This is a genomic window from Vibrio sp. 10N.222.52.B12 (assembly GCF_002875385.1).
GTDB lineage: Bacteria > Pseudomonadota > Gammaproteobacteria > Enterobacterales > Vibrionaceae > Vibrio > Vibrio jasicida.
Genome location: NZ_MDAW01000103.1, coordinates 38,098 through 50,929, shown reverse-complemented (window position 1 = coordinate 50,929; position 12,832 = coordinate 38,098). Strand labels below are relative to the sequence as shown.

Below are 12,832 nucleotides of genomic sequence, written 5' to 3'. Positions count from 1 at the left end.
AACCTTATTTAGGACGGTACATACGTATTAAAAAGGGCGGATATTCCGCCCTTTTTGCTGTCCGTAACTCAAAGATTATTGAGCGCCCTGCTCTAATAATGTCTTAAGTTTGTCTTTGTCGACATCGGACTTTGACTTTAACTCGTTAGAGCCACGGGTAATTGTCGCAATACCAACCCCAAGCATTTGACTGATTTGACGCTGTGAGAGCTCACCTTTTAGCAACTCGTTGAGAATATTAACACGTGCGGTCAGTGACTCTCGCTCATCCGGTGTCATTAGCATGGTCAACAACATTTCGTGTTGCTGATTGTCCACACTTGAACAGATTAACTCGACAATCTGTTGCCAGTCTTTGTACTCAGGTTCATGTGACATCAAGTTACCTCACTCAATACTTGGTATTGATCTCTTCTTGGGTCAAGAACGAACCGTCGACACCTAAAAGGTCGCGGTAGTACGTTTCGAACATCAAAATGTTCTGTACATACCCACGCGTCTCTTTAAATGAAATCGCCTCTATAAAGGAATAAGCATCCACTTTTCCTTGAGTTCGCTCTCGCCACATTTTTACTCGGTTAGGCCCTGCATTATAAGCAGCGAGCGAAAAAATACGATTATTATCGTAATCTTCCATTAAGCCTTGTAAGTAATGGCTACCAATTTCAATGTTCTTACCTACATTGTAGAGATCTTGCGTACCTTGATATTTCAGCTTGTACTTGTTTGCCGTGTACTTAGCCGTCGCTGGCATAATCTGCATCAGACCACGAGCTCCAACCGGAGAGCGCGCTTCAGAATCAAGTGCACTCTCTTGTCTCGCCAAAGACATCATTGTGATTGGGTCGATATTGTGTTTCTCAGCGTAAAAGTTAAACCACCAGCGATGCGCGACAGGGAATCGCAACGGAATGTTATCCCACATCTGAGCTTGAATACTCGCAATAACCGTCAAGTTATGCCAATGCTTAGACGCGGCAAAAGCGGCAAGTTGCGTTTTCTCCTCTTTACCAACACGACGGAGCAAATGTGTCCATTCACTCTTCGCCGCAGCGATCTTGTCGGTTGCTATCAGCTCTTCAATACGAAGCAGCGATTTTTGATATGGCTGAATAGCTGTCTTATCGAGCTTAACAGAGCTTGATGGATACTTGATCGATTGACCAATCGCATTCGCTGCGGCCACACTGTAAAAGTTACGCTGGCCAGTCTGTTTTGCTAAACGTTGCTTACCTGCGACTTCATCACCCAATGCGATTTCACTGCGCCCTAACCAGTATTGCCACCGAAGTGATGCTTGCTCTTCATCATTAAGCACTGCGATCCATTTTTTTACCCCTTGCCAGTCGCCATTTTGAATCGATAAACGAATACGACTTTCAATCAGAGGTAGGTTTTTACTGGTTTTTGTTTTGTCATCGCGCCACTTCGCCAATGAATCTGATTCAGTACGAATCAAACGAATCGCAATGTAATCCGCCAGTGCTTGAGCCTTTTCTGGAGAGAACTTTTGCCCTTTCACTACGGTCGCATAAGCATCTTGCGCTTGCTTGGTGTTTTTTCGAGCCAGTTTCTCTAATGCGAATTCTGCTTGAGTTCGATTAAAGTCATTCGCTTGTTGCTTCTTGGCAAACTCCGCCACATTTTCAGGCTTATCGAACAATGCCTTCATCGCTTTGGCTTGCTGCTGAGCTTTGGCCGATGTAGGCAACTTTTGCAGATAGGCCATTAGCCCGCCATTACGCGCATCAAATGCTAATAACATGCGTTGTAAAATCATGTCATCTGTACGTTCACCCGCTTTGTCCCATGCAGAGAACAGTGGGTCACATTCATCAGCAATACTCTTGCCGCGCAGCCACATATGCTCTGCGCCTTTAAAGGCAGCAACTTGTTTACCCTGTTCTAATTGAGCGACATAAAAAATACACTGATAACGCTCACCACTTGGCTCAACTTTCTGGAACTCGGTAATGGTTTTCCAATCTTTCTGGCGATAAAGGTTATCTAGATACGGGGCGCGAATACGACGTGAGAATGGAAAAGCTTCATGTTCACTAATAAACGCATCTACCTGTTGTGGTGACTTGCTCGATAATTGCCTCAGAAATACCCGATAGTCCACATAAGGAGTGAGTGGATAATCAGCGATTTTGGAACGAATAGACAAGTAGCCATCAATGTCATTCTTGTCTAATAAATTTTGTGCCTGCTCATAGACTTGACGCTGCTTTTCTAGGCTCAGCGTCGCGTTTGCCGACACGCTTACCGCACATAAAGCGGCTGCGTAGCATACTCTTTTAGCCAATTCAGTTACGTTGAATTTCATGTGCGTCATTTTCCCCAGACGTTTCTCTCTTCATGCTTTACCACTGGTGAATACAAACGTAGTAAGCAATAAAGCATATGCATCTATTTACACCGTAATAAGTGCTTATTGTAAAGCGACTTGATGTAATAAATGTTGTACTCGTAAAACTTTAGAACCCTTTAAGACAAATAGATTCCCATCAATTCATCCAACTAAATGAACTGTTGGCTTTGATTTAAAGACGAACAAGAAAAGTGTATACCCTAAAGTTGAGAGTTTCCGGTCAGCGATGAAGAAGAAATCACACAAGATGCTAATTTCTTGCAATGCGGTAACAAAACTGAAGGAGTTGGTATAAAATAGAGCCTTTGAATGACAGTTAATTTAGGAACGATCGGCAATGGCTGAATACGTATATACCATGTCGCGGGTGAGCAAAATTGTGCCACCTAAGCGTCAAATTCTTAAAGACATCTCTCTAAGCTTCTTCCCTGGTGCAAAAATCGGTGTTCTAGGTCTGAACGGTGCGGGTAAATCTACGCTGCTACGTATCATGGCGGGTATCGATACCGATATCGATGGTGAAGCACGCCCACAACCGGGCCTAAACGTAGGTTACCTACCGCAGGAGCCCGTTCTGGACGAGTCAAAAACCGTTCGTGAAATCGTTGAAGAAGCTGTTGCAGATGTTGCTGGCGCACTTAAGCGCTTGGATGCGGTATATGCAGCGTATGCAGAACCAGATGCCGATTTTGATGCTCTAGCAAAAGAACAGGGTGAACTAGAAGCGCTAATTCAAGCGAAAGATGGTCACAACCTAGACAACGCGCTAGAACGTGCTGCTGATGCACTTCGTCTTCCTGAATGGGATCAAAAAATCCAACACCTATCCGGTGGTGAGCGTCGCCGTGTGGCTATCTGTCGTCTTCTTTTAGAAAAACCAGACATGCTACTGCTCGACGAACCAACCAACCACTTGGATGCTGAGTCTGTTGCATGGCTAGAACGCTTCCTAGTTGATTACACTGGTACTGTAGTTGCGATTACCCACGACCGTTACTTCCTAGATAACGCAGCGGGTTGGATCCTAGAACTTGACCGTGGTGAAGGTATTCCATGGGAAGGTAACTACACCTCTTGGCTAGAGCAAAAAGATGCGCGCCTACAACAAGAAGCGTCGCAAGAAAAAGCTCGTCAAAAGACCATCGAGAAAGAACTTGAATGGGTTCGTCAAAACCCTAAAGGTCGCCAAGCGAAATCTAAAGCACGTATGGCGCGCTTTGAAGAGCTACAAAACACTGACCACCAAAAACGTAACGAAACTAACGAGCTGTTCATCCCGCCAGGTGAGCGTCTAGGTGATAAAGTTATCGAAGTGAACAACCTGACTAAGTCATTCGACGGTCGCGTTCTTATCGATGATCTATCATTCAGCATGCCTAAGGGTGCCATCGTGGGTATCATCGGTGCCAACGGTGCGGGTAAATCAACCCTATTCAAGATGCTAAGCGGTACTGAACAACCTGATTCGGGTACGATTGAACTGGGTGACACTGTGAAACTGGCTTCTGTTGAGCAGTTCCGTGATTCAATGAACGATAAAAACACGGTATTCCAAGAGATCTCAGAAGGCGCTGACATCATCAAGATCAACAACTTCGAAATCCCTGCACGTGCTTACTGTTCTCGCTTTAACTTCAAAGGCTCAGATCAACAGAAAGTTATCGGCGAGCTTTCTGGTGGTGAGCGTAACCGTGTGCACCTTGCTAAACTGCTTAAAGCCGGCGGTAACGTACTACTACTCGATGAGCCAACCAACGACCTTGACGTTGAAACACTACGTGCACTTGAAGAAGCGCTGCTTGAGTTCCCTGGTTGTGCCATGGTTATCTCGCACGACCGTTGGTTCCTAGACCGTATCGCAACGCACATCATCGACTACCGCGATGAAGGCCAAGTTAACTTCTACGAAGGTAACTACAACGAGTATATGGAATGGCTGAAGAAGACGCTTGGTCCTGAAGCCGCTGAACCACACCGTATCAAATACAAGCGCGTATCGAAGTAATTTCGTTTATAAGATGAGTGTGCGGTATATCACCTTACACTCACCTTTGCTTGTAATTCGTACAAAGGTCGCTATCATAGCGGCCTTTGTTATATGTGTTGCATAAATGGCTCAGATTGGCATTTTTTCAATTAAGAGCTTGACCTTTAGCAATCGTAACTCTGTGCTACCTCGACATTTTAAGAACAACAATTGAACAATTTTTGTTCTATTTGATATAGTCATCGACAGATTCGACGACTATATGAGAAAGCTCTATGACGGAGAGACGACGCTTTTCACGCATCATCTACCAAGTTTCTGCTTTAGTGGAACAAAGTGACTTGGCACTACAAGCCACGATTCAAGATCTCTCATTACATGGTTTATTGTTAAGAGCTGAAAATGCAAACTCACTTGAGTCGTCACTACCGGTAGAAGTCGCATTCTCGTTCGCTCAATCAGAACAGGTGATGCAGTTAACCGCTGATATCATCGCTGTTGCAAGTAACGAGATCCGGCTGAAGATCATCAACATAGACATCGACAGTATTAGCCAATTAAAACGATTTATAGAGTTAAACGTAGGCAATAACGAGCTGCTGAATCGAGAGTTAGAATACCTTTCTGATTTGGGGGAAGAATAAATTGAACGCCTGCTTTAGTAACAATAACTATGTCTAAAAAAATCATCATGCAGATCCCAACAAAAGATGGGAATCAGCAATTTTATGTGGGTCGCCTTTCGATCCTTGCAGTATGTGTGTCAGTCATCGCTTTGCCTGCCGTCGTTGGTAGCGCTTGGTATTTGAATCAACAACAAACATACAATCAAGAGACGCTAAACCAAACCATCGCAAAGCTGGAAGGTGAAAAAGCGGAGATCACGGCACTGTATGAAGAACAACTTGATACGAACCACTCTCTTTCTCAATCTTTAACTGACAAAAACAATCAGATTCAATTGCTAGGTAAGCGTGTATATGATGTGGAGTCGGTTCTCGGTCTCGCTGACGAAGAGCTTGAAAGCGAAGAGTACAACGTTGCCCTAGAAGAGCGTATTGATGCCGCAGCCATTGATTCAGCAGTGCGCGCAACGATGTTCCGTTTAATTCCAAACGACAGTCCGATGACTTACCAACGTATCTCCTCCCCTTATGGCAGTCGGATTAACCCTATTTCTGGCAAACGTCATGTGCATACAGGCATCGACCTTACATGTAAACGCGGCGAAGAAATCTTAGCCCCAGCGGATGGTGTGGTAGAAACGGTGCGACCAAGTAATCGTGGATACGGTAACTACCTTACGCTCCGTCATTCATTTGGTTTCTCAAGCTCATTCGCTCATCTGAACAAATTCAGCGTGAAAAATGGCCAGTTTGTCAGTAAAGGCGATGTAATAGCGAAATGTGGTAATTCAGGTAACTCGACTGGGCCACACCTTCATTACGAAGTACGCTTTCTTGGGCGTACGCTAAACCCGCGCTACTTAATGGATTGGACACCAGAGAACTTTAACTCCGTGTTCGAGAAAGAAAAGATGGTAAAATGGGGTCCTCTGGTTCAGTTGATCGATAACGTGGTTCGTCTGCAAATCAATCTAACCAATTCGCCATACCGAGATACGAGTATTAGCACGGTATCAAGTGAAGACAACAGTGGTACATCGACCAACTGATTATTTTCAAACAAAAAAGAGCAGCCAATGTGCTGCTCTTTTTGCATCTAAAATAGGGAATTAGCCACGATGGATATTATCGTTCGCTTGCTTAAGTAGGTTCTGACTCTCGTTCATGAATTGCTGAGAGTACTCACCAAACCAATCGCTCACTTGCTCGAAGCTTTCGACAAACTCAGCCTTGTCTTTACTGTCTAAAACAGACAAAGCTTCACCAAAGCGTTGGTGGAAACGCTTAATCATATCGATGTTTTCTTGTGATGAAAGAATGATGTCACCGTATAGATTTGGGTCTTGACCAAACAGACGCCCTACCATCGCTAGCTCCAAGCGGTAAATTGGCGAGCTCAGCTTTAACAATTGTTCAATATTAGGGTTTTCTTTGCTTAGGTGCATACCGTAAGCGAAGGAAGTAAAGTGACGTAGCGCCTGAATCAAAGTCATACCATGATCGTGCTCTTGCGCATCGATCTGGCACAAGCTTGCGCCCCAAATACCAAACTGTTGCAGTAGCCATTGGTATTGCTCATTCTCACGACCATCGCAGTACACAATCACCTGTTTCGCTAAGCTTGGCACATCAGGACCAAACATTGGATGGAGACCAACAACCGGGCCAGAGTGTACATTTAACATTGCTTGCAGTGGCTTGGACTTGATAGAAGTCAGATCACAAAGAATGCAATCTTGTGGCAGGTTACCGAGCTTTTCAATCACACCTTCAGTTAAATGGATTGGCACAGTCACGACCACCAGGCCAGCGTCTTTTAAGATTTCGTCAGCGTGCTCCCAGTCTTTACTGCCCAAGACTTTCACTTGGTATCCAGACAGTTTGAACATACGTCCGAACAAACCACCTAACTGGCCATTACCACCAATAATAACGACTGAGCGCAATTCTGGGTTCAAACACTTAAAACCGGAATCTTTCTCGCTGGCATAAGACTCACGCATTGTTCGACGAAGAATGTCTTCTATCAGCTGTGGAGGGATCCCCATTTTTTCAGCTTCAGCTCGTCGTGATGCCAGCATTGCCGCCTCACGATCTGGGGCGTAAATTGGCAAACCGTGTTCGCTTTTTACTTCACCCACTTTCTCTACTAGCGCTAAACGCTGAGAGAGTAGCTCTAGCATTTGCTTGTCGACTGCATCAATCTGATCGCGCAATGCGTTAAGTTCAACTGCCATTGATGTTCCTTAAATAAGTTCCGTTTTAGCCTTTAAGGCGATTCTCTAAGAAAGGCACCAGCTCTTCGTGTGCATGACGTAATAGTGCCTCAGTTGAATCCCAATTGATACACGCGTCGGTAATTGAAACACCGTATTTCATCTCTTCGAGAGTAAGGTCTGAAGATTGATTACCTTCATTAATATGACTTTCAATCATCAGGCCAATGATCGACGTGTTGCCTTCTCGAATCTGGTGAATCACGTCTTCTGCAACTAACGGCTGACGGCGGTAATCTTTACGTGAGTTCGCATGGCTACAATCCACCATCAAGGACGCATCAAGGTTGGACTTCGCCATCTCTTGCTCACACTCAGTAACGGATACTGAGTCGTAATTGGTCTGCTTACCACCACGAAGAATCACATGACCATTCGGGTTGCCTTGCGTAGTCAGAAGCGCTACTTGACCTTCACGGTTAATACCCATGAAACGGTGGCTAGAAGAAGCCGCTTGCATTGCGTTGATCGCCGTTGCCAAGCTACCGTCCGTACCATTCTTAAAGCCGATAGGCATTGAGAGACCACTTGCCATCTCACGGTGTGTTTGTGACTCAGTCGTACGAGCGCCGATCGCTGCCCAACTAAACGTATCTGCCAAGTATTGTGGGCTAATTGGGTCAAGAGCTTCTGTTGCCAGCGGAATATCCATCTCAGCGAGTTCAACCAACAGTTCACGACCAACATGCAGGCCATGTTCAATGTCGAAGCTGCCGTCTAGGTGTGGGTCATTGATCAAGCCTTTCCAACCAACCGTGGTTCGAGGCTTCTCAAAGTAAACACGCATAACAATATACAGTTGGTCGCTTAGTTGTTCTGAAAGTGCTTTTAAACGCTTGGCGTAATCCTTCGCAGCGTCTACGTCATGGATAGAACATGGTCCACATACAACGAGTAGACGATGATCTTTTTTGTGAATGATATCAGCGATGGTTTGACGAGAATCTTGGATAAAACGACGGGCCTTTTCACTTAGAGGAAGCTTAACTTTTAGCTCCTCAGGCGTGATAAGAACTTGTTCTTCGCAGATGTTAATGTTGCTCAATTCACTTCTTTGCATAACCTTGACCTGTATATTATTTTTTACACCCAACCAATTCCTTGGTGAGAAAACTAAGCTTTACGGACAAGATAACAGGCTAAAAAAGAATTACAACCGTACACAATAAAAAACATCCAGTGTAAATTTAAATTTACATTAAAAGAAAAAGCCGAAATGCAGAGCACTTCGGCTTTAAATGGATGTTTTAGAAAGTTTACGTCTCACCCTGAACAAACCATTATTCAGGGGTGAGATGGCTAGCCAACCAATCGCTTCATAGCTTCAGAGGCGTCTTTCCACTCTTGCGAACGTTTTAGCTCGCTTAGAGAAAAGCTCTGTTTCTTCAACAAGGCACCAGCGAGAGGAACAGAAGTGATGGGTAGATTATCAAGCACCTCAACTTGCGCATCGCGCTTGTTGCAAACCAGCAGCATATCGCAGCCAGCGTTTAATGCTTGTGCGCCACGTTCGGCAGGACCACCCATAATTGCGGCACCTTCCATGGTCAAATCATCAGAGAAGATCAAACCTTTAAAACCAAGTTGCTGGCGCAGGATTTGTTTAAGCCAATACTCAGAGCCGCTAGCAGGTTGGTCATCATAATTTGAGAAAATGACGTGAGCAGGCATCATCGCGTCTAAGATGCCAGCATCAATTTGTGCTTTGAAGATAGCCATGTCTTGCTCAAAGATATCACTACGCTCGTCATATGGTGTCTCTAAGTGTGAATCAGCAATCACACCACCATGACCCGGGAAATGTTTGCCCGTCGTCGCCATACCGACACTCTTCATACCCTGCATATAAGCAGTGCTGTGACGCAAAATAGTGTCTAAATCCTCACCAAAAGCACGGCTGCCAATCGCTTTACATTGGTGACCTTTATCCAACACTGGCGCGAAGCTTAGGTCGATATCATGAACAATCAGCTCAGCAGCCATCAACCAACCGCCCATGCGGGCCAGATCTTCACTGTTTTGGTGTTTGGCGTATTCGTCTGCCGCAGGAATCAATGAAAAGCCTTCACGGAAACGCTGAACGCGTCCGCCCTCTTGGTCAACACCAATCAAAATCGGACGTTTCGCCGCTTCTCGGATAGATTGGGTAAGAGCTTGAAGCTGCTTGCTGTCGTGGTAGTTACGCGTAAATAAAATCAAACCACCAACCGTTGGATGCTCCAAAATTTCTCTGTCTTCTGCAGTCAGTTCATAGCCTGCAACATCAACCCATAACGGTCCCATTTTTTCTCCTCAAAATCGGCTGAATATCTCGTATTCGATGAGGTTATTCGCTTCAGAATTGCTTTACAATAAGTGAATCGAAGAATTGACGGAATTGGCTGTGAATCTTAACAAACTGTATATCGGTGTGATGTCTGGAACCAGTATGGACGGTGTAGATACCGCACTGGTTGAAATTGAAGATAACCGTGTTCGCTTGCTCGCACACGATGATTACCCAATGCCTGCTCATATTAAGCAGACGCTTTTGTCGGTTTGCACTGGGCAAGACACGAATCTAAAAGCCATTGGTGAGCTCGACCACCAACTTGGCCATCTGTTTGCCGATGCGGTTTTACAGCTACTGGATAAATCCGGCTATTCCGCAGAGCAAATCCGAGCCATTGGTAATCATGGTCAAACCGTGTTCCATCAGCCGACTGGCGAACAGCCCTTCACCACCCAACTGGGTGATGCCAACATCATTGCAGTCAAAACTGGCATTGATACCGTGGCAGATTTTCGTCGTAAAGACATGGCGTTAGGTGGCCAAGGTGCACCGCTCGTCCCTGCCTTCCATAAAAGTATTTTTGCCATGCAAGATTCCACCACCGTGGTGCTTAACATCGGTGGAATTGCCAATATCTCGGTACTGCATCCTGACCAAGCAGTGATCGGCTACGATACTGGCCCAGGCAACATGTTGATGGATGCATGGTGTGAACAGCACACAGGACAAGGCTTCGACAAAGACGCGCGATTTGCTCTGCAAGGCAACACCGATGCAACACTACTAACTCAACTCTTAGCAGAGCCTTACCTCGCCATGTCGGCGCCTAAGAGCACTGGTCGAGAGCTGTTCAATATCGATTGGCTGCATCATCAGTTAGCCAACCACAATATCTCAGCACAAGATGTACAACGCACGCTGTGTGAATACTCGGCGAAGACCATTACAAACGAAGTGGAGAAATTCACGTATGGTCAGCAGCCACAGCTGTTGGTGTGTGGCGGAGGGGCGAGAAACCCTCTACTGATGCAACGTTTAGCGGAACTTCTGCCGCAGTGGCAAGTCGCAACAACGGATGATAAAGGTGTCGATGGCGATTACATGGAAGCCATGGCGTTTGCTTGGCTTGCTCAGCGACATATTGACGGGCTGCCGAGCAACTTACCTGAAGTGACTGGTGCGAGCCGTCTTGCTTCGCTGGGTGTGCTCCATCCTAAAAACTAAATGCGTTGTGCCAGACACAGCGACAAAATAAATCGAAATCAGTATTCAAAAGGCTTAAACCACTATGACAAATGACGCGCTTATTGCTGCTCTTGCCCACCTAGTATCAGAAGGTCGTAACCCAGATACGATGGACATCGATTTACTGCCCTCTCTGGACATTGTTCAGCGACTTAATCAGCAAGATAAGCTCGTACCACTTGCGGTTGAGAAGGTTTTACCCGAAATCGCACTCGCGGTGGATAAGATCACCGACGCGTTTAAAGTCGGCGGTCGTCTGGTTTATATAGGCGCTGGCACCAGTGGCCGTTTAGGTGTGCTTGATGCATCGGAATGTCCGCCAACATTTGGCGTATCTGACAAGATGGTGGTCGGTCTGATTGCAGGTGGCCCAGAGGCGATTCTAAAAGCAAAAGAAGGTGCGGAAGATTCGCCGGCTTTAGGTGAGCAAGACCTAAAAGATATCAAATTCACAAATCTCGATGTGGTCGTAGGTATCGCTGCAAGTGGCCGAACGCCTTATGTCATTGGTGGTTTGGAGTACGCCAACGAGATCGGTGCAACCACGATTGCACTATCTTGTAATCCAGATTCTCCAATCGCCGACATTGCCGACGTCGCAATTAGCCCTGTTGTAGGCCCTGAAGCATTGACTGGCTCAACACGTTTGAAATCAGGTACGGCGCAGAAACTGGTCCTGAACATGCTGACTACTGCCAGCATGATCCGTTTGGGTAAGAGTTATCAAAACTTAATGGTCGATGTGAAAGCAACCAACAATAAGCTCGTTGCACGCGCCGCACGTATTGTGATGCAAGCGACCGATTGCAGCAAAGAACAAGCTACCGACGTACTTAAACAAACTGGTTATGAGGTGAAACTGGCGATCTTAATGATCCTGACCGATCTTGATATTGAATCTGCTCGTGCTCACCTGCACCACCAAGACGGCTTCTTACGCAAAGCAGTGGAAAACCACCAGCCTAAATAAATCTCGAGTCCCGTAGTTCAAATCTGTCGATAGAAGACAAACAAAAAGGAGACCTCGTAGTCTCCTTTTTTGTTTTAGATATCAAGATTTAGTCTTCATACAACCATTCATCAAACTCTTGGTTAAGCTTGTCATTTGCTTTACGTTTGATGTGATCAGGGTTCGTTATGTTCTTAACGTTCTCTACTTTATTGGTGTACTTGCGAGTGGTTTGGTTTACTTCTCGCTTCACTTGGTTCTCGACATAAGTACCGTCAGTGACTTCTTTAATATTACGCTTGGTATTGTTGATGGTATTGGTAATACGATGCTTATCGTGATCGTATTTACGCTTCATCTTAATCGACTCTTTCAACACGTTGGTCGCACCGACCGTTAAGGGCAACAATGCTAATGCGACCAAAAAATACTTCTTCATGTTTTCATTTCACTTCTGATTGAATCTCAAGCCATAAGTACAGCAAAGCAATAAAATTCAAATGTCAGAAGATCAACAAGCAAAACCACAGTCTTGATTATGAAACAGATCTAGTTGCTGTATTCGTTCCAGCCACGTTGCCATTCCATACGGAATTTTTGTGCCCCAGGCGTTCCCTCACATACACCTTCATAATACTGACCAGATAAGCCCATTTGGTAAGCAAAATCAGGATTACAATATTCAGTCACCCCTTCAAGGTAACCTTGGTCATAATCGCCTTGCTTTACATTTCCTAACGAGCGAAGTTCTTTCATGGTACGAGAGGTATGCCCAGCGACACCATCTTGATAACCGATCTGGTACCAATCTCCGGACTGCGCCAGTTCTTCCGTTGTTGCCGCACACCCTGCTAGTAAAGCCAGCGCCAAGCCTAACGTTGCCTTTTTCATCATTCTTCCTTAACTAATTGTTTTCAAAACAAGCTTACCACTAAAGCCTGTGCTTTGCCGCTTATCTGTTGATTTCACCACTTAACTCTCGAACTCGCCGCTCACCTTTGATAACCACCGCTTAATGGTTAATAGAACCACTCAGCCCTACGCACGACCACTAGGCAAACGATAAAACCACTTAACCGTTATATCGACCACTCGCTTCTCTA

The 12,832-nt window shown here is 45.4% G+C and carries 12 protein-coding genes; 5 read left to right on the top strand and 7 right to left on the bottom strand.

The features are described 5' to 3' along the window. Positions 1-75: 75 nt before the first annotated feature. Positions 76-378 carry a trp operon repressor gene (gene trpR, locus BCT11_RS07580; RefSeq protein ID WP_102387804.1) on the bottom strand — a complete coding sequence of 101 codons (303 nt, stop codon included), beginning with the start codon at positions 376-378 and terminating at the stop codon, positions 76-78. A gap of 13 nt (positions 379-391) precedes the next feature. Beyond that, on the bottom strand, positions 392-2,338 hold the full coding sequence (locus tag BCT11_RS07575; RefSeq protein ID WP_038876277.1) for a transglycosylase SLT domain-containing protein: 1,947 nt from the start codon (positions 2,336-2,338) through the stop codon (positions 392-394). Positions 2,339-2,711: 373 nt separating this feature from the next. On the opposite strand from BCT11_RS07575, the gene ettA reads away from it, so the two are divergent. The 3 genes from ettA (at position 2,712) to BCT11_RS07560 (ending at position 6,036) form a co-directional block, all read left to right on the top strand. After that, the gene (gene ettA / locus BCT11_RS07570) at positions 2,712-4,379 is read left to right on the top strand and encodes an energy-dependent translational throttle protein EttA (protein WP_038866420.1); all 1,668 of its coding nucleotides are present in this window, start codon (positions 2,712-2,714) and stop codon (positions 4,377-4,379) included. Positions 4,380-4,636: 257 nt separating this feature from the next. Next, positions 4,637-5,005 (top strand): PilZ domain-containing protein, encoded by a 369-nt coding sequence (locus tag BCT11_RS07565; protein WP_038876273.1) that lies wholly within the window; start codon positions 4,637-4,639, stop codon positions 5,003-5,005. Between the two features lie 29 nt (positions 5,006-5,034). Beyond that, a complete protein-coding gene (locus BCT11_RS07560) occupies positions 5,035-6,036 on the top strand; it encodes a M23 family metallopeptidase (protein WP_038876270.1) in 1,002 nt (333 codons plus the stop codon). Positions 6,037-6,096: 60 nt separating this feature from the next. On the opposite strand, the gene tyrA is transcribed toward BCT11_RS07560, so the two are convergent. The 3 genes from tyrA to nagZ all read right to left on the bottom strand — a co-directional run bounded on the left by tyrA (position 6,097) and on the right by nagZ (position 9,546). Then, positions 6,097-7,224 carry a bifunctional chorismate mutase/prephenate dehydrogenase gene (gene tyrA, locus BCT11_RS07555; RefSeq protein WP_038866413.1) on the bottom strand — a complete coding sequence of 376 codons (1,128 nt, stop codon included), beginning with the start codon at positions 7,222-7,224 and terminating at the stop codon, positions 6,097-6,099. A gap of 25 nt (positions 7,225-7,249) precedes the next feature. Further along, positions 7,250-8,323, bottom strand: a complete 1,074-nt coding sequence (locus tag BCT11_RS07550; RefSeq protein ID WP_038866412.1) for a 3-deoxy-7-phosphoheptulonate synthase — start codon at positions 8,321-8,323, stop codon at positions 7,250-7,252. Between the two features lie 239 nt (positions 8,324-8,562). Next, positions 8,563-9,546 (bottom strand): beta-N-acetylhexosaminidase, encoded by a 984-nt coding sequence (gene nagZ / locus BCT11_RS07545; protein ID WP_102387803.1) that lies wholly within the window; start codon positions 9,544-9,546, stop codon positions 8,563-8,565. A gap of 100 nt (positions 9,547-9,646) precedes the next feature. On the opposite strand from nagZ, the gene BCT11_RS07540 reads away from it, so the two are divergent. Beyond that, entirely contained in the window at positions 9,647-10,759 is a 1,113-nt protein-coding gene (locus tag BCT11_RS07540) for an anhydro-N-acetylmuramic acid kinase (RefSeq protein WP_102387802.1), read from the top strand. A 64-nt stretch (positions 10,760-10,823) separates the two neighbouring features. Next, complete coding sequence (murQ, locus tag BCT11_RS07535) at positions 10,824-11,750, top strand: N-acetylmuramic acid 6-phosphate etherase (protein ID WP_102387801.1); 927 nt, start codon at positions 10,824-10,826, stop codon at positions 11,748-11,750. A gap of 88 nt (positions 11,751-11,838) precedes the next feature. On the opposite strand, the gene BCT11_RS07530 is transcribed toward murQ, so the two are convergent. Further along, on the bottom strand, positions 11,839-12,168 hold the full coding sequence (locus BCT11_RS07530; RefSeq protein WP_005440588.1) for a hypothetical protein: 330 nt from the start codon (positions 12,166-12,168) through the stop codon (positions 11,839-11,841). 110 nt (positions 12,169-12,278) lie between these two features. Further along, positions 12,279-12,620: a DUF2799 domain-containing protein gene (locus BCT11_RS07525; RefSeq protein WP_009707688.1), complete on the bottom strand. Its 342-nt coding sequence runs from the start codon at positions 12,618-12,620 to the stop codon at positions 12,279-12,281. Positions 12,621-12,832 lie beyond the last annotated feature (212 nt).